Genomic DNA, 15697 nt, shown 5'->3' with positions numbered 1-15697 from the left:
CTGGCGCGATAGGTGTACCAGTCAGTCCAATGGTGGGCACTGGACCGATTTCATCGAGTAGGCGGGAGTGTGCGGTGTTTGCTTTAGATCCACGACTTGAACAAGACACCCTGCCCATTGGGGATTTTCCTTTGAGCCGGTTGCTGTTGTCCAACGATTCGAACTATCCGTGGTTCATTCTGGTGCCGCGCCGAGCGGATATCAGTGAGTTGTTCCAGCTGGAAATGGCTGATCAGCAGCAGCTGTGGCTTGAAACCACGCGGTTGGCCGAAACGCTCAAGGATTCATTCGATGCCGACAAATTGAACGTCGCGACCTTGGGTAACGTCGTCAGCCAACTGCACATGCATGTCATTGTGCGTAAACGTGAGGACGCGGCCTGGCCTGCGCCCGTCTGGGGCAAGCACCCGGCGCGGCCCTATACGGCCGAACAGGTGGAGGCTATTCGCAAGCGCCTGCGCCTGGTGTTGAACGATGATTTTACCTTTGTGGAGGGTTGAGTCATGAGTCTGGAAGATCGGGTCATGGATCTGGAGAGTCGCCTGGCATTTCAGGACGACGCCATCGAGGCGATGAACGATGTGCTGGTGACACAGCAGCGGGTGGTCGAGCGCCTGCAGTTGCAGATGGCCGCATTGCTCAAGCGTCAGGAGGATATGGCTGGCCAGTTCGAGTCTTTTGAAGAAGAAGCCCCGCCGCCTCATTACTGAATGTAATGACCGATTGCAGGTAATAAAAAAACCGCGAGCAGCTTGGCTGCATCGCGGTTTTTTTTGAGGCGAAGGTAAGGGGCTGGGGTCAGCGACGCGGCAGGGCGGCGATCACATCTTCAGCTTGCAGGCCTTTGTCTCGGTTCATCACGGAAAACTCCACACGCTGGCCTTCGACCAGGACGCGGTGACCTTCGCCGCGGATGGCGCGAAAGTGCACAAAGATGTCATCACCGGAGTCCCGGGAAATGAAACCAAAGCCCTTGGAGGTGTTGAACCACTTCACGGTGCCGGTATCACGGTTGGTCATGTCGTAGTTTTGAGCGGCAGCGGCGGGTGAGGACTTGTAGAAGCTGACGGCCAGGTGCAGCAATACGGCGGCCAGCGCGACGATGAGGCTGAAAAGAACGGTCGGGTGGCCGCCGATTTCCGGCATCGCCAGCAGCGCTAGAGTTTGCAGGACAACGGCAAGCACCAGCAGGGCACTGACCAGGTTTTGCAGTTGGTGACGAGGCCCTTTGTTCCAGTAGGGAATCACTGGGGCAAGGGTCAGATTCAGCAGGCCGAAGAGCGCCAGGTACAGCGCGTCAGGTTGTTGCAGGTAAGGTACAGCGGCTACAGCTTCGGCTTGCAAGCTAGGGATGAAGGACAGCAGCAAAGCTGCTGCGCCCGTTAGCAGGTGGACGATTTTCAACATTTTGATTGGCTCACATTAAGACGGATCACTAAGGAAGAGCTGATGGAGCGCGGTTCGCTTCTGAACAATGGGAGGCGGTGGACACGTGCCTGGGCATCAGCCTATGCACTGCGCGCGGGAAAATAGCGGCAGTGACACAGTCCCTATTTAACAGCAAAGGCCGGGGCTTCTCAAATCAGCGCTGACAATGTGCTGGCCAGTGCGATCGCCGGTTTGCCTGAGGGTTGCCGCGAATCTGTCGTAAGCGCCTGTTGCAGAGCGTTTCGGTTGGCTTTTGGCAGGCATGGGCCAGGTTTCAGGGCATGGGAGGGCTGTCGGTCAATTTGTCGCGGCAAGGTAGATGAATCAAGCCTGTGAGGTGCTGCTAGAGTGGTTGCGCAACGGTGGAAAGGAATTCATTAACCTTCGGGAGAACAACATGGCAATCGATATCGGTATCAGTGAAGCGGATCGCAAGTCTATTGTTGAAGGGCTTTCGCGTTTGTTGTCAGACACCTACGTGCTCTATCTGAAGACCCATAACTTCCATTGGAATGTGACCGGTCCGATGTTTCGTACCCTCCACTTAATGTTTGAGGAGCAATATAACGAGTTGGCGCTGGCGGTGGATCTCATTGCCGAGCGTATTCGTGCATTGGGCTTCCCGGCGCCGGGCGCTTATTCGATTTATGCGCGTCTCTCTTCTATTAAAGAAGAGGAGGGCGTGCCAAGTGCAGAGGACATGATTAAGCAACTTGTCCAAGGGCAAGAAGCCGTCACGCGTACGGCGCGGGGCATATTCCCACTGCTGGATAAAGTCAGTGATGAGCCTACCGCTGACCTGCTCACCCAGCGCATGCAGGTGCATGAGAAAACGGCCTGGATGTTGCGCTCGCTGTTGGATGATCGGTAACCCAGGCGGCACCCAGCGGGCGTCCCGCTACTCCGCGTTCCAGTGCCAGGGGTTGGTGTCCTACCCCCTGGCATGTGCTTTATCCGCTTCTGGCCTCGCCTTCTCCTACACACGCATTCCGTTCACTGAATAGATGTAGGACTGCGTTAACAGTCTCCTTGCTGCTGTTGGCTTGTCCTACATGGATGGTTATCAATACATCTGGATGTAGTCAATCGGTTGCGCTTCTATAACAGCGTAAATGGTTGTTCTTGTTGAAGCGGTATGACAAAGGAGTGTCAGTAGCATGGTTCGACAAATAGAGTGTTTTGCGGGTGAACTTACGAAGCATAAAGGTGTAAGGGTGAATCCGTTTGTGCGTGAGTTTGATATGGGGCTGGTACAACCTCTATCACGCTCGGTTCGTTTAAATGGGTTTGCAACGTGCTTGAGGTTGGAACAGGTCTACTGGGATATTCTCGCCAACATGGCCAAGACCAATAGTTGCTCGGTGAGTGCCTTGTTGTCCTATGTCGACAGGGAGGTTCGCCTGAGGCATGGGGGGGTGAAGAATTTCAGTGGATTGATCCGGGTGGTGTGTGTCGTGCACAGCTTGAATGGGGGGGCTTTCAACGTCCCGGATTGATTGCCACGCCCGGTCCGCCCCGGTGCCGGCTGCCGACGGATCAAGGGGGGCAACTCGCCTGTGTAGCGTTACGGCTGCACAGGCACGATTTAATGGATATAATCGCGCTCTTTGCCGGCAAACTCACGGTTTGCACGGGATTAATCTGATCGCCGAGACAACCCCCATGCCGATGTACGACTATCAATGTGCTTCCTGTGGTCATCAGTTGGAAGCCATTCAGAAGATCAGCGCAGCACCGTTGGTCGACTGCCCTGCCTGCCAGGCGCCTGAATTGAAGAAAATGTTGTCGATGCCGGGCTTCCGCCTCAGCGGCACCGGATGGTACGAAACCGATTTCAAGACCGGTTCGAAGAAGAATCTGGCTGGCGGCGACAAAGCTGACTAAGTTGAATGACCCATCGAGCTCTTGCATTATCTGACCCCGCATCCAGATGCGGCGGTGCAGCAAGACCTCCCACCGAATTTCGAATTACGAGAAGTGAAACCACTACCATGATGCGCAGCCATTATTGCGGCCAACTGAACGAGACCCTGGAAGGTCAGGAAATTACCCTTTGCGGATGGGTTCACCGTCGCCGCGACCACGGCGGGGTGATCTTCCTCGATATCCGTGATCGTGATGGTCTGGCCCAGGTAGTGTTCGATCCGGATCGCGCCGAGAGCTTCGCCGCCGCCGATCGCGTGCGTAGCGAATACGTCGTGAAAATCACCGGCAAGGTGCGCTTGCGTCCGGCCGGTGCCACCAACGCCAACATGGCGTCGGGCATGATCGAAGTGCTGGGTTATGAACTGGAAGTGTTGAACGAGTCGGAAACCCCGCCGTTCCCATTGAACGAGTTCTCCGACGTCGGCGAAGAAACCCGCCTGCGTTATCGCTTCCTTGACCTGCGCCGTCCGGAAATGGCCGAGAAGCTGCGTCTGCGTTCGCGCATGACCACCAGCATCCGTCGCTACCTGGACGAGAACGGTTTCCTCGACGTCGAAACGCCGATCCTGACCCGTGCGACGCCGGAAGGTGCTCGCGACTACCTGGTGCCGAGCCGTACCCACGCCGGTTCGTTCTTTGCCTTGCCGCAATCGCCGCAGTTGTTCAAGCAACTGCTGATGGTGGCCGGCTTCGACCGTTACTACCAGATCGCCAAGTGCTTCCGTGACGAAGACCTGCGTGCGGACCGCCAGCCGGAATTCACCCAGATCGACATCGAGACCAGCTTCCTCGATGAAAAAGACATCATGGGCCTGACCGAAGGCATGATTCGCAAGCTGTTCAAGGAAGTGCTGGACCTGGAGTTCGGTGAATTCCCGCACATGACTTTTGAAGAGGCCATGCGCCGCTACGGTTCCGACAAGCCGGACCTGCGCAACCCGCTGGAACTGGTGGACGTTGCCGATCAGCTCAAGGACGTCGACTTCAAGGTATTCAGCGGTCCGGCCAACGACCCGAAATGCCGCATCGCCGCCTTGCGCGTGCCTGGCGCGGCGAGCATGCCGCGCAAGCAGATCGACGACTACACCAAGTTTGTCGGTATCTACGGTGCCAAGGGCCTGGCGTACATCAAGGTCAACGAGCGCGCCAAGGGCGTTGAAGGCTTGCAGTCGCCAATCGTCAAGAACATCCCTGAAGCCAACCTCAACGTGATCCTCGATCGCGTCGGTGCAGTCGACGGCGACATCGTATTCTTCGGCGCCGACAAGGCGAAGATCGTCAGCGAAGCCCTGGGTGCACTGCGGATCAAGGTCGGCAACGACCTGGACCTGCTGACCTGCAAGTGGGCGCCAATGTGGGTCGTCGACTTCCCGATGTTCGAAGAGAACGACGACGGCAGCTTCAGCGCCTTGCACCACCCGTTCACCGCGCCGAAGTGCACGCCGCAAGAGCTCGAGGCCAACCCGGCTACCGCTCTGTCCCGTGCCTACGACATGGTCCTGAACGGCACCGAGCTGGGTGGCGGTTCGATCCGTATCCACCGCAAGGAAATGCAGCAATCGGTTTTCCGCCTGCTGGGGATCAATGAAGCGGAACAGGAAGAGAAGTTTGGCTTCCTGCTCGACGCCCTGAAATACGGCGCGCCACCCCACGGCGGCTTGGCCTTTGGCCTTGATCGTCTGGTGATGCTGATGACCGGTGCGCAGTCGATCCGTGAAGTGATTGCCTTCCCGAAAACCCAGAGTGCCGCCGACGTGATGACGCAAGCACCGGGTGTAGTGGATGCCAAGGCATTGCGCGAGCTGCATATCCGTCTGCGTGAAGCACCCAAGGCAGAGTAAGACTGGCGACAAGGGCGCATCCTGCGATGCGCCTTTTCGAAACCAGATAGTATTGCCCGCTCGCCTTCACGGGCGCGCGGGCATTGTTTTATAGAGAATTCGGAGCGAGTTATGGCGGGTCATTCCAAGTGGGCGAACATCAAGCACCGCAAAGAACGTCAGGATGCCAAGAAGGGCAAGATTTTCACCAAGTGGATTCGTGAACTGACTGTCGCGGCCCGTCAGGGCGGCGCTGATCCGGGCTCCAACCCACGTTTGCGCCTGGCGCTGGATAAAGCCCTTGGCGCGAACATGAGCCGTGACATCATCGACCGTGCGGTTGCCCGTGGTGCCGGCGCAGCCGATACCGATGACATGGTCGAATTGACCTATGAAGGGTACGGCCCGGGCGGCGTGGCGGTGATGGTCGAATGCATGACCGACAACCGCAATCGCACCGCAGCGGCGGTGCGTCACGCATTCAGCAAGTGTGGTGGCAACCTCGGTACCGACGGTTCGGTGGCGTACCTGTTCGAGCGCAAGGGGCAGATTTCCTTCGCGCCGGGCGTGGATGAGGACGCGCTGATGGAAGCGGCCATGGAAGCCGACGCCGATGACGTGGTGACCAACGAAGATGGCTCCATCGACGTATTTACCTCGTTCGCCGGTTTCTATTCGGTCCGCAATGCCCTCGAAGCCGCGGGCTTCAAGGGCACCGATGCGGAGATCGTCATGCTGCCGACCACCAGTGCCGAACTGGACCTGGAAGGCGCCGAGAAGGTGCTCAAGCTAATCGATATGCTTGAAGACCTGGATGACGTGCAGAACGTCTATTCCAACGCGGACATCCCTGAGTCGGTCGCCGAGCAACTAGGCTGATTGCTACGCCCTGATGGGCAGGGGCTTGCTCCTGCCCATTCTTCAGATATTCGCATCAGCTTTGCAGGCGCTATGACTTTAATTCTTGGTATCGATCCTGGTTCGCGCATCACCGGTTACGGCGTTGTGCGCGATACCGGCCGTGGCTGTGTCTACGTAGCGTCGGGATGTATTCGTACCGGCAGCGGCGAGCTACACGAACGGTTGCAAATTGTTTATCGGGGCGTACGCGAGATTATCCAGACCTACGGCCCCGTCACGATGGGCATCGAAAAGGTCTTCATGGCCCGCAATGCCGACTCGGCCCTTAAGCTCGGGCAGGCGCGGGGTGCCGCGATCGTGGCCGGTGCGGAAGAAAGCCTGGAGATCGCCGAGTACACGGCTACCCAGGTCAAGCAGGCGGTGACCGGCACGGGTGCGGCGAACAAAGAGCAAGTGCAGATGATGGTCATGCACATGCTGAAACTGACCAGCAAACCGCAGATCGATGCCTCGGATGCCCTGGCCATCGCGATTTGCCATGCCCATACCCGTTCAAGTCTTCTGCCCCACGGGTTGGGCGCGGCGCGCAGTCGTGGCGGTCGCCTTCGTCTGTGATCTGATAGCATCAGCCCACTTGTTTTATCCATTGAGCGTTTTGCGCCTGTCCTGTCGGCGAACACGTTCACTATTGGTACTCGAAAGCCAGATCTGGCCAACGCTTAAGGATTTGAAACGTGATTGGACGTTTACGCGGCACCCTGGCTGAGAAACTGCCGCCGCACCTGATTCTGGATGTAAACGGCCTGGGTTATGAGCTGGAAGTGCCGATGACCACCCTTTACAGGCTGCCGTCGGTCGGCGAACCGCTAACGTTGCACACCCATCTGGTGGTGCGCGAAGACGCTCAGTTGCTCTATGGTTTCATTGGCAAGCGCGAACGTGACTTCTTCCGTGAATTGATCCGCCTCAACGGCGTAGGGCCGAAGCTGGCGCTGGCGTTGATGTCCAGCCTGGAAGTCGATGAGCTGGTGCGGTGCGTGCAGGCGCAGGATACGTCGGCGCTGACCAAGGTGCCGGGTGTCGGCAAAAAGACGGCCGAGCGGTTGCTGGTCGAGCTCAAGGATCGCTTCAAGGCCTGGGAAGCCGTGCCGAGCATGTTTGCCTTGGTACCGAACCAGCCAGATGCGCCGCAGCCGCTGCACAGCGCGGAAAACGATGCGGTCAGCGCGCTGATTTCCCTGGGGTATAAGCCGCAGGAGGCCAGCAAGGCGATTGCCAGTATCAAGGAGAAGGACTTGAGCAGTGAAGACCTGATTCGTCGCGCCCTGAAGGGAATGATCTAAGTGATTGAAGCTGATCGTCTGATTACAGCCACCGGTGGTGGTCCGCGTGAGCGTGAAGAGGTACAGGATCGGGCGATTCGCCCGGTCAGCCTGGCTGAGTACATCGGCCAGCCGACGGTCCGCGAGCAAATGGAGTTGTTCATCCAGGCCGCCCGTGGGCGTAGCGAATCCCTGGATCACACGCTGATTTTCGGTCCGCCGGGGCTGGGCAAGACCACGCTGGCCAACATTATCGCCCAGGAAATGGGCGTGTCGATCAAAAGCACCTCGGGCCCGGTGCTGGAGCGCCCGGGTGACCTGGCGGCGTTGCTGACCAATCTCGAACCCCATGACGTGCTGTTCATCGATGAAATCCATCGTTTGTCACCGATTGTCGAGGAAGTGCTGTACCCGGCGATGGAGGACTTCCAGCTCGACATCATGATCGGCGAGGGGCCGGCGGCGCGCTCGATCAAGCTGGACTTGCCACCGTTCACCCTGGTCGGGGCAACCACCCGGGCTGGCATGTTGACCAATCCGTTGCGTGACCGTTTTGGTATCGTCCAGCGCCTGGAGTTCTACAGCACGGCGGACCTGGCAACCATCGTCAGCCGCTCGGCGAGCATTCTTGGGCTACCGTTGGACCCGGAGGGCGCGTTCGAGATTGCGCGCCGTGCCCGTGGTACGCCGCGAATCGCCAACCGCTTGCTGCGTCGGGTGCGTGATTTCGCCGAAGTCCGGGCCAAGGGCCATATCACCAAGCCGGTTGCCGACCTGGCGTTAAACCTGTTGGATGTCGATGAGCATGGCTTCGATCACCAAGATCGACGCCTGCTATTGACCATGATCGAGAAATTCGATGGTGGTCCGGTAGGTGTGGACAGCCTGGCGGCAGCGATCAGCGAAGAGCGCCATACCATCGAAGACGTGCTGGAGCCTTACTTGATCCAGCAGGGGTACATCATGCGGACCCCCAGAGGTCGGGTGGTGACTCGGCATGCGTATCTGCATTTTGGTTTGAATATTCCGTCCCGATTGGGTGAGATGCCCGTGGTCGACGCGTTTTTGGGGGCGGTAGACGATTAATCATCGCCGCGTGGCGATTTAATTCGGCTGTGTGTGGTCCTAGGTGCTGCGATTGTCGGGGTTTTTCAGATAAGGCGCAGCAGAATGAAAAAACAGTTGCCTGGCCGGATTGGCAACCCGAGGAGTAAGCACTAGAGTATGCGCGCGCAAAACGGGCTAGAGCCGTTCGCGCATCGTTGTCGCGTTTATTACGAGGACACCGATGCCGGCGGTATCGTGTATTACGTTAATTACCTCAAGTTTATGGAACGGGCTCGAACCGAGCGGCTACGTGAACTGGGCTTTGCCCAATCACAGCTGGCGGGTGAGGACCTGTTGTTTGTCGTGCATTCCAGCGAAGCGCGCTATCACGCGCCGGCGCGACTGGACGACGAACTGCTGGTAAGTGCACAAGTAATTGAATTGAACCGTGTCAGCCTGCGCTTCAAGCAGCAGGTCAGGCGAGCCACGGATAATGCACTGCTCTGCGAAGGGCAGTTTTTGGTGGCCTGCGTGCGCACCCATAGTTTAAAACCCCGGGCCATTCCCGAAGCTCTACGCGCAGCCTTTGCTGGCGTGAGCGGCGCGGGTACACACTCAGAGCAGGAGATAAAGCGTGGAAGCTAACGTCGTCGACCATTCCTCCATGTGGAGCTTGGTCAGCAATGCCAGCATCGTTGTACAGTTGGTAATGCTGATCCTGGTAGCCGCATCGGTGACTTCATGGATCATGATCTTTCAGCGCAGCAATTTGCTGCGCGCCGGTCGACGTGCCCTGGAGAGCTTCGAGGAGCGCTTCTGGTCGGGTATCGATCTGTCCAAGTTGTACCGTCAGGCGGGCAGCAACCCTGATCCAGACTCCGGTGTGGAGCAGATCTTCCGCGCCGGCTTCAAGGAGTTCTCCCGTCTGCGCCAGCAGCCTGGTGTCGACCCTGAAGCGGTCATGGAAGGCGTGGCGCGTGCCATGCGCGTGGCGATTTCCCGCGAGGAAGAGAAACTGGAGCAGAGCTTGCCGTTCCTGGCGACTGTTGGCTCCGTCAGCCCATACATCGGCCTGTTCGGTACGGTGTGGGGCATCATGAACTCTTTCCGCGGCCTGGCCACTGCCCAGCAAGCGACCCTGGCCACCGTGGCCCCGGGTATCGCCGAGGCGCTGATCGCCACGGCAATCGGCCTGTTCGCGGCTATTCCTGCGGTTATCGCCTACAACCGTTTTGCGGCGCGTAGCGAAACCCTGATCAGCCGTTACTACACCTTCGCCGATGAGTTCCAGGCGATCCTGCACCGTAAAGTGCACACCAGCGAAGAATAAGCAGGTATTTCCCAATGGCTTTAATCGCTCGAGCTCGCAAAAAGCGCAAGCCGGTTGCCGAGATGAACGTGGTGCCTTACATCGACGTGATGTTGGTGCTGCTGGTTATCTTCATGGTGACCGCGCCGATGCTCAATCAGGGCGTGAAGGTTGATCTGCCCAAGGTTTCCAGCGAAGCCTTGCCGCAAGACAACAACACCCAAGTCCTGACTATTTCGATCAAGGCTGACAAGACCTATTACTGGAACCTTGGCAGCGAAGTCGACACCGAGAAGCAGCAGGACCGGGCCATGACGTTGCCGCAGATGACCGACGCGGTGACCAAAATCATTCGCAACGGTAATGAAGGCGGCAAGCACACCCAGGTGTTCATTCGCGGTGACAAGACCGTCGACTATGGTTCCGTCATGGGCGCCATGGGCGGGCTGCAGAAAGCCGGGGTTGGTAATGTTGGCCTGATAACCGAGGCGCCCTGATGCAGCAACAACGAGAGCCAACAGCCTCGGAAAGCTACTTCTGGCCTAGTGTTTGGGCAATTGGCCTGCATGTGCTGGTGTTCGGCATGCTGTTTGTCAGTTTTGCCTTTACTCCAGAGTTGCCGCCGTCCAAGCCCATTGTCCAGGCGACCCTGTACCAGTTGAAATCGAAAAGTCAGGCGACCACCCAGACCAATCAGAAGATTGCGGGTGAAGCGAAGAAATCCGCTGCGCGCCAGACCGAAGTCGAACAGATGGAGCAGAAAAAGGTCGAGCAGGAAGCGATAAAGGCTGCGGAACAAAAGAAAGAAGACGCTGCTCAAAAAGCTGAGGAAGCCAAGAAGGCCGACGAGTCGAAAAAAGCGGAAGAGGCGAAAAAGGCTGATGAAGCCAAGAAAGCCGACGAAGCAAAGAAGACCGCCGAAGCCAAAAAGGCAGAAGAGAAACAATTGGCTGATATAGCCAAGAAGAAGTCCGAAGAAGAAGCCAAGAAAGCCGCTGAAGAAGAGGCCAAGAAAGCGGCCGCTGAAGAAGCGAAGAAAAAGATCGTCGAAGACGCGAAGAAAAAAGCCGCCGAAGACGCCAAGAAGAAAGCGCAAGCAGACGAGGCGAAGAAGAAAGTCGCCGAGGACGCGAAGAAGAAAGCGGCTGCCGATGCTGCGAAGAAAAAATCGCAGGACGCGGCGCGTAAATCTACCGAAGAGAAAAAGGCCCAGGCCTTGGCAGATTTGCTTTCCGATACGCCACAGCGTCAGCAGGCCTTGGCCGATGAGCAGGGTGATGAAGTCGCCGGTAGTTTCGATGATCTGATTCGTGCTCGGGCAGCGGAAGGTTGGGCTCGTCCTCCTTCGGCACGCAAGAACATGACGGTCGTGCTGCAAATTGGCATGTTGCCCGATGGTACGGTGACTTCGGTCAGCGTGGCCAAGTCCAGTGGCGACGGTCCTTTCGACAGTTCGGCGGTAGCAGCGGTCAAGAACATTGGTCGTTTGACAGAAATGCAGGGAATGAAGCCGAGCGATTTCGCTCCCTATCGTTCATTCAAGATGACATTCACACCTGAGGATCTAGCCTTGTGAGAAACCTTCTTCGAGGAATGCTTGTCGTTATTTGCTGCATGGCAGGGATAGCGACGGCGGATGAAAAGAACATTCTGGTTACCAGCGGCAGTGATCGGGCAACGCCGATTGCGGTCGTTCCATTCGGATGGCAGGGCGGTAGCGTCCTGCCGGACGACATGGCAGAAATCATTGGCAACGATTTGCGCAACTCCGGTTACTACGCGCCGATTCCAAAGCAGAACATGATCAGCCAGCCGACTCAGGCCAGCGAAGTCATTTACCGTGACTGGAAAGCCCTGGGCGCCCAATACATCATGGTCGGTAGCATTGTTCCATCGGGCGGTCGCCTGCAGGTGCAATATGCGCTGTTCAACGTCAACACCGAGCAGCAAGTGCTGACGGGCAGTGTGTCGGGTGGTGTCGATCAACTGCGCGACATGGCGCACTACATCTCCGACCAGTCGTTCGAGAAACTCACCGGTATCAAGGGCGCGTTCTCCACCCGCCTGCTGTACGTGACGGCCGAACGTTTCTCGGTGAACAACACACGCTACACCCTGCAGCGCTCGGATTATGACGGTGCCCGTGCGGTAACCTTGCTGCAATCGCGCGAGCCGATCCTGTCGCCGCGCTTTGCTCCGGATGGCAAGCGTATCGTCTATGTGTCGTTCGAGCAGAAGCGTCCGCGCATTTTCATGCAGAACATCGATACGGGTCGTCGCGAGCAGATCACCAACTTCGAAGGCCTGAACGGTGCTCCAGCCTGGTCGCCAGATGGCAATCGCCTGGCATTCGTGCTGTCCAAGGATGGCAACCCGGACATCTACGTGATGAACCTGGGCTCGCGCCAGATCAGCCGTGTCACCGCAGGTCCAGGCATCAACACCGAACCGTTCTGGGGTAAGGATGGCTCGACCATCTACTTCACCTCCGACCGTGGCGGCAAGCCGCAAATCTACAAAGCCAACGTCAATGGCGGCGGTGCTGAGCGTGTGACCTTCATTGGTAACTACAACGCCAACCCGAAACTGTCGGCAGATGAAAAGACCCTGGTAATGATTCACCGTCAGGATGGCTTCACCAATTTCCGCGTGGCGGCCCAGGATTTGCAACGCGGTAGCGTAAAAATCCTTACAGACACCAACCTTGATGAGTCAGCCACTGTTGCGCCCAACGGCACCATGGTAATCTACGCCACCGCCCAGCAGGGCCGGGGAGTCTTGATGCTCGTGTCTATCAATGGACGCGTAAGGCTCCCGCTTCCTACCGCTCAAGGCGAAGTCAGAGAACCTTCCTGGTCCCCTTACCTGAACTGACGCGGCGTTACACGTTTTACTTAACACATTGGGGTTCATTAGGAGTTTCACGATGGAAATGCTGAAGTTTGGTAAGTTTGCTGCGCTGGCTCTGGCCATGGCTGTAGCTGTAGGTTGCTCGTCCAAAGGCGGCGACAACGCCGGTGAAGGCGCTGTTGATCCAAACGCTGGTTACGGCGCTAACACTGGTGCTGTTGACGGCTCCCTGAGCGAAGAAGCTGCTCTGCGCGCAATCACCACCTTCTACTTCGAATACGACAGCTCGGACCTGAAGCCAGAAGCCATGCGCGCTCTGGACGTTCACGCCAAAGACCTGAAAGCAAACGGCGCTCGCGTTGTTCTGGAAGGCAACACCGACGAACGTGGTACTCGTGAGTACAACATGGCACTGGGCGAGCGTCGTGCGAAAGCCGTTCAACGCTACCTGGTACTGCAAGGTGTTTCCCCAGCTCAGCTGGAACTGGTTTCCTACGGTAAAGAGCGTCCAGTTGCTACTGGCCACGACGAGCAGTCCTGGGCTCAGAACCGTCGCGTCGAACTGCGTAAGTAATTCGTCATGCGAACGTGCCGTCGTGCTGTAACTGTCCTGGCTCTCAGTCTCGCCCCGCTTGCGGTGTGGGCTGCGGTTCCTGTGGTTGATAACAACTCCGGTTATAACAATAGCGGGAGCAGTTATCCGCCTGCGGGTTACGGTACGAACGGCGCCTATGCCGGGGGAGGGGTTTCGACCCCTGTCTCGGCACAGGGCGAGCTGTTCAACCAACTGCAACAAATGCAGGAGCAGATTGCACGCCAACAAGGTGTGATCGAGGTTCTGCAAAACGATGTCGCACGCATGAAGCAAGAAAGCCTGGAGCGATACCAGGATCTTGATCGGCGTATTGGGAGTGGCGGTACATCCGCAGCAGCCCCTGAAAATTCTCCAGCCGGTGGCGATATGAATGCCGCCGGTACAGTCGCCGGTGCGGGCGCAGCAGCCCAAGCACCCGCGGCGAGCGCTGAGCCTGCTGATCCGGCGAAGGAAAAGCTCTATTACGATGCTGCCTTCGACCTGATCAAGGCCAAGGATTTCGACAAGGCCAGCCAGGCCTTCTCCGCTTTCCTGCGTAAGTACCCTAATAGTCAGTACGCGGGTAATGCCCAGTATTGGTTGGGTGAAGTGAACTTGGCCAAGGGCGATTTACAAGGTGCTGGCCAGGCTTTCGCCAAGGTTTCGCAGTTGTACCCCAAGCACGCCAAAGTGCCGGATTCGTTATACAAGCTTGCTGACGTGGAGCGCCGCCTGGGTCATACCGACAAGGTCAAAGGCATTCTGCAGCAGGTGGTTTCCCAATATCCGGGCACTTCCGCTGCTCAGTTGGCTCAACGCGACCTGCAGCGCATGTAGCGCTGTTTGATCAGTTCATAAGAAACCCGCGCTTGTCGCGGGTTTTTTCGTTAGAATTCACGCCCTTTTTATGAAACACCGCTTTTTGGGGTCCGCGCGTTGGCGGGGTTCCATCAAGTGCCTGACGGAGGCGGACAGCCTGTTTAGCTGTTACGCCCGTGGCGACTATGCAAGACACATTGAGAATCACCGAAGTTTTTTACTCGTTGCAGGGTGAAACGCGGACTGCCGGGCTGCCCACAGTATTTGTGCGCTTGACCGGTTGCCCATTGCGTTGCGGATACTGCGACAGTGCCTACGCGTTCAGCGGCGGCACCTTGCGAACCCTCGACGACATCCTTGAGCAAGTTGCCGGCTTCCGGCCTCGCTATGTCTGTGTCACCGGCGGTGAGCCGTTGGCGCAACCGAATGCCATCCCGTTGCTCAAGCAACTGTGCGATGCAGGCTATGAGGTCTCGCTGGAGACCAGCGGCGCCTTGGACATCAGTGCGGTCGACCCGCGGGTTAGTCGCGTCGTTGACCTGAAAACCCCAGACTCCAAAGAGTCCCAGCGTAACCGCTACGAAAATATCGCGTTGCTGACAGCCAATGACCAGGTCAAGTTTGTGATCTGCTCGCGCGCGGACTATGACTGGGCAGTGTCCAAGCTGATCCAGTACGGGCTGGAGCGGCGGGCCGGCGAGGTCCTGTTCTCGCCGAGTCATCACGATCTGAACGCACGCGACCTGGCTGACTGGGTTGTCGCCGACAACCTGCCGGTACGCCTGCAGTTGCAGCTACACAAATATCTTTGGAATGACGAGCCGGGGCGCTGAAATGACTGAACAACTGAACACCACCGAAAAACGTGCGGTGATACTGCTGTCTGGTGGCCTGGACTCGGCGACCGTCGTGGCGATGGCCCGCGCGCAAGGCTATAGCTGCTACACCATGAGCTTCGACTATGGCCAGCGTCACCGCTCCGAGCTGCGTGCTGCCGAGCGTGTGGCGCGGGATCTGGGTGTCGTCGAGCACAAAGTCATCGGTTTGGACCTGAACGGTATTGGCGGTTCGGCATTGACCGATAGCGCCATCGATGTACCTGAAGCGCCCAGCGAAGGCATCCCGATTACCTATGTGCCTGCGCGCAACACGGTGTTCCTGTCGCTTGCCCTGGGTTGGGCTGAAGTGCTGGGGGCCCGTGACATCTTCATCGGGGTCAATGCGGTGGACTACTCCGGCTACCCGGATTGCCGTCCTGAGTTCATCGAGGCCTTTGAACGCATGGCCAACCTGGCGACCAAGGCCGGGGTTGAAGGCAACGGCTTCCGCATCCAGGCCCCGCTACAGAATCTCAGCAAGGCGCAAATCGTTCAGGCTGGGGTGAAGCTTGGGGTCGACTACGGGCTGACCGTTTCTTGCTATCAGGCCGATGAGCGCGGCCATGCGTGCGGCAAATGCGACAGCTGCCGCCTGCGTGCAGAAGGCTTCGCTGCGGCCGGAATCAGCGACCCAACACCTTATTTTTGATTTATTTCAAAATAGGTGTTGAATAGTCCTTAAAAATCAGTATTATACGCGCCACCACACAGCGGGTCGTTAGCTCAGTTGGTAGAGCAGTTGGCTTTTAACCAATTGGTCGTAGGTTCGAATCCCACACGACCCACCATTTTTGGCGGTTTAGAAAATCCGGAAGGCCCACGCAAGTGAGGATTTCCGGGTTTTTTTTTGCCTTTAAAAAGGT

General features: G+C 57.6%; 20 protein-coding genes and 1 tRNA gene. 20 read left to right on the top strand and 1 reads right to left on the bottom strand.

Translation table 11 applies throughout. The features are described from left to right. The first annotated feature begins 74 nt into the window (after positions 1–74). Positions 75–500 (top strand): HIT family protein, encoded by a 426-nt coding sequence (locus BMW74_RS15655; RefSeq protein WP_093422752.1) that lies wholly within the window; start codon positions 75–77, stop codon positions 498–500. A gap of 3 nt (positions 501–503) precedes the next feature. After that, positions 504–710 carry a SlyX family protein gene (locus BMW74_RS15650; protein WP_093422748.1) on the top strand — a complete coding sequence of 69 codons (207 nt, stop codon included), beginning with the start codon at positions 504–506 and terminating at the stop codon, positions 708–710. Positions 711–798: 88 nt separating this feature from the next. Here BMW74_RS15650 and BMW74_RS25620 read toward each other — a convergent pair whose 3' ends face one another. Then, on the bottom strand, positions 799–1407 hold the full coding sequence (locus BMW74_RS25620) for a cold-shock protein (protein WP_093422743.1): 609 nt from the start codon (positions 1405–1407) through the stop codon (positions 799–801). A 418-nt stretch (positions 1408–1825) separates the two neighbouring features. Here BMW74_RS25620 and BMW74_RS15640 point away from each other — a divergent pair, with 418 nt between their 5' ends. The 18 genes from BMW74_RS15640 (at position 1826) to BMW74_RS15555 (ending at position 15622) form a co-directional block, all read left to right on the top strand. Further along, the gene (locus BMW74_RS15640) at positions 1826–2299 is read left to right on the top strand and encodes a Dps family protein (RefSeq protein WP_093423227.1); all 474 of its coding nucleotides are present in this window, start codon (positions 1826–1828) and stop codon (positions 2297–2299) included. A 286-nt stretch (positions 2300–2585) separates the two neighbouring features. Next, complete coding sequence (locus tag BMW74_RS15635) at positions 2586–2924, top strand: ribbon-helix-helix domain-containing protein (RefSeq protein ID WP_093422738.1); 339 nt, start codon at positions 2586–2588, stop codon at positions 2922–2924. Between the two features lie 166 nt (positions 2925–3090). Further along, a complete protein-coding gene (locus tag BMW74_RS15630; protein ID WP_010457489.1) occupies positions 3091–3312 on the top strand; it encodes an FmdB family zinc ribbon protein in 222 nt (73 codons plus the stop codon). 107 nt (positions 3313–3419) lie between these two features. Next, positions 3420–5195, top strand: a complete 1776-nt coding sequence (aspS, locus tag BMW74_RS15625; RefSeq protein ID WP_093422734.1) for an aspartate--tRNA ligase — start codon at positions 3420–3422, stop codon at positions 5193–5195. A 111-nt stretch (positions 5196–5306) separates the two neighbouring features. Further along, positions 5307–6053, top strand: coding sequence for a YebC/PmpR family DNA-binding transcriptional regulator (locus BMW74_RS15620; RefSeq protein WP_093422728.1), 747 nt, complete (start codon positions 5307–5309; stop codon positions 6051–6053). A 72-nt stretch (positions 6054–6125) separates the two neighbouring features. Further along, entirely contained in the window at positions 6126–6650 is a 525-nt protein-coding gene (gene ruvC / locus BMW74_RS15615; RefSeq protein ID WP_093422718.1) for a crossover junction endodeoxyribonuclease RuvC, read from the top strand. A 119-nt stretch (positions 6651–6769) separates the two neighbouring features. Beyond that, positions 6770–7378, top strand: coding sequence for a Holliday junction branch migration protein RuvA (ruvA, locus tag BMW74_RS15610; RefSeq protein ID WP_093422714.1), 609 nt, complete (start codon positions 6770–6772; stop codon positions 7376–7378). Then, entirely contained in the window at positions 7379–8443 is a 1065-nt protein-coding gene (gene ruvB / locus BMW74_RS15605; protein ID WP_093422708.1) for a Holliday junction branch migration DNA helicase RuvB, read from the top strand. It begins immediately after the preceding gene. Positions 8444–8581: 138 nt separating this feature from the next. Beyond that, the gene (gene ybgC / locus BMW74_RS15600; RefSeq protein ID WP_093422704.1) at positions 8582–9049 is read left to right on the top strand and encodes a tol-pal system-associated acyl-CoA thioesterase; all 468 of its coding nucleotides are present in this window, start codon (positions 8582–8584) and stop codon (positions 9047–9049) included. Next, positions 9039–9734 (top strand): protein TolQ, encoded by a 696-nt coding sequence (gene tolQ / locus BMW74_RS15595; RefSeq protein ID WP_017340467.1) that lies wholly within the window; start codon positions 9039–9041, stop codon positions 9732–9734. The genes ybgC and tolQ overlap by 11 nt, the downstream gene beginning before the upstream one ends. A 23-nt stretch (positions 9735–9757) precedes the next feature. Then, on the top strand, positions 9758–10210 hold the full coding sequence (tolR, locus tag BMW74_RS15590) for a protein TolR (protein WP_175479239.1): 453 nt from the start codon (positions 9758–9760) through the stop codon (positions 10208–10210). Then, positions 10210–11289: a cell envelope integrity protein TolA gene (gene tolA / locus BMW74_RS15585; protein WP_093422697.1), complete on the top strand. Its 1080-nt coding sequence runs from the start codon at positions 10210–10212 to the stop codon at positions 11287–11289. The genes tolR and tolA overlap by 1 nt, the downstream gene beginning before the upstream one ends. 17 nt (positions 11290–11306) lie before the next feature. Then, the gene (tolB, locus tag BMW74_RS15580) at positions 11307–12587 is read left to right on the top strand and encodes a Tol-Pal system beta propeller repeat protein TolB (protein ID WP_175479233.1); all 1281 of its coding nucleotides are present in this window, start codon (positions 11307–11309) and stop codon (positions 12585–12587) included. A gap of 52 nt (positions 12588–12639) precedes the next feature. Next, positions 12640–13137, top strand: coding sequence for a peptidoglycan-associated lipoprotein Pal (pal, locus tag BMW74_RS15575; protein WP_003227510.1), 498 nt, complete (start codon positions 12640–12642; stop codon positions 13135–13137). Between the two features lie 6 nt (positions 13138–13143). Then, complete coding sequence (ybgF, locus tag BMW74_RS15570; RefSeq protein WP_093422687.1) at positions 13144–13974, top strand: tol-pal system protein YbgF; 831 nt, start codon at positions 13144–13146, stop codon at positions 13972–13974. Between the two features lie 167 nt (positions 13975–14141). After that, the gene (gene queE, locus BMW74_RS15565; protein ID WP_093422682.1) at positions 14142–14789 is read left to right on the top strand and encodes a 7-carboxy-7-deazaguanine synthase QueE; all 648 of its coding nucleotides are present in this window, start codon (positions 14142–14144) and stop codon (positions 14787–14789) included. A gap of 1 nt (position 14790) precedes the next feature. Continuing rightward, complete coding sequence (gene queC / locus BMW74_RS15560) at positions 14791–15483, top strand: 7-cyano-7-deazaguanine synthase QueC (RefSeq protein ID WP_093422677.1); 693 nt, start codon at positions 14791–14793, stop codon at positions 15481–15483. Between the two features lie 63 nt (positions 15484–15546). Further along, a tRNA-Lys gene (locus tag BMW74_RS15555) sits at positions 15547–15622 on the top strand. Positions 15623–15697 lie beyond the last annotated feature (75 nt).

The sequence above is a fragment of the Pseudomonas sp. ok272 genome (genome assembly GCF_900109995.1).
GTDB lineage: Bacteria > Pseudomonadota > Gammaproteobacteria > Pseudomonadales > Pseudomonadaceae > Aquipseudomonas.
Note: the sequence above shows the minus strand (reverse complement) of the source record. Positions and strands in the feature narration are given on the sequence as shown.

Coding starts and splice junctions, on each gene's coding strand:
- BMW74_RS15635 (WP_093422738.1), top strand. CDS start 2,586: ATGGTTCGACAAATAGAGTGTTTTGCGGGTGAACTTACGAAGCATAAA.
- BMW74_RS15640 (WP_093423227.1), top strand. CDS start 1,826: ATGGCAATCGATATCGGTATCAGTGAAGCGGATCGCAAGTCTATTGTT.
- BMW74_RS15620 (WP_093422728.1), top strand. CDS start 5,307: ATGGCGGGTCATTCCAAGTGGGCGAACATCAAGCACCGCAAAGAACGT.
- tolA (WP_093422697.1), top strand. CDS start 10,210: ATGCAGCAACAACGAGAGCCAACAGCCTCGGAAAGCTACTTCTGGCCT.
- BMW74_RS15630 (WP_010457489.1), top strand. CDS start 3,091: ATGCCGATGTACGACTATCAATGTGCTTCCTGTGGTCATCAGTTGGAA.
- ruvC (WP_093422718.1), top strand. CDS start 6,126: ATGACTTTAATTCTTGGTATCGATCCTGGTTCGCGCATCACCGGTTAC.
- ybgC (WP_093422704.1), top strand. CDS start 8,582: ATGCGCGCGCAAAACGGGCTAGAGCCGTTCGCGCATCGTTGTCGCGTT.
- queC (WP_093422677.1), top strand. CDS start 14,791: ATGACTGAACAACTGAACACCACCGAAAAACGTGCGGTGATACTGCTG.
- BMW74_RS15650 (WP_093422748.1), top strand. CDS start 504: ATGAGTCTGGAAGATCGGGTCATGGATCTGGAGAGTCGCCTGGCATTT.
- aspS (WP_093422734.1), top strand. CDS start 3,420: ATGATGCGCAGCCATTATTGCGGCCAACTGAACGAGACCCTGGAAGGT.
- pal (WP_003227510.1), top strand. CDS start 12,640: ATGGAAATGCTGAAGTTTGGTAAGTTTGCTGCGCTGGCTCTGGCCATG.
- BMW74_RS25620 (WP_093422743.1), bottom strand. CDS start 1,407: ATGTTGAAAATCGTCCACCTGCTAACGGGCGCAGCAGCTTTGCTGCTG.
- tolB (WP_175479233.1), top strand. CDS start 11,307: ATGCTTGTCGTTATTTGCTGCATGGCAGGGATAGCGACGGCGGATGAA.
- ybgF (WP_093422687.1), top strand. CDS start 13,144: ATGCGAACGTGCCGTCGTGCTGTAACTGTCCTGGCTCTCAGTCTCGCC.
- queE (WP_093422682.1), top strand. CDS start 14,142: ATGCAAGACACATTGAGAATCACCGAAGTTTTTTACTCGTTGCAGGGT.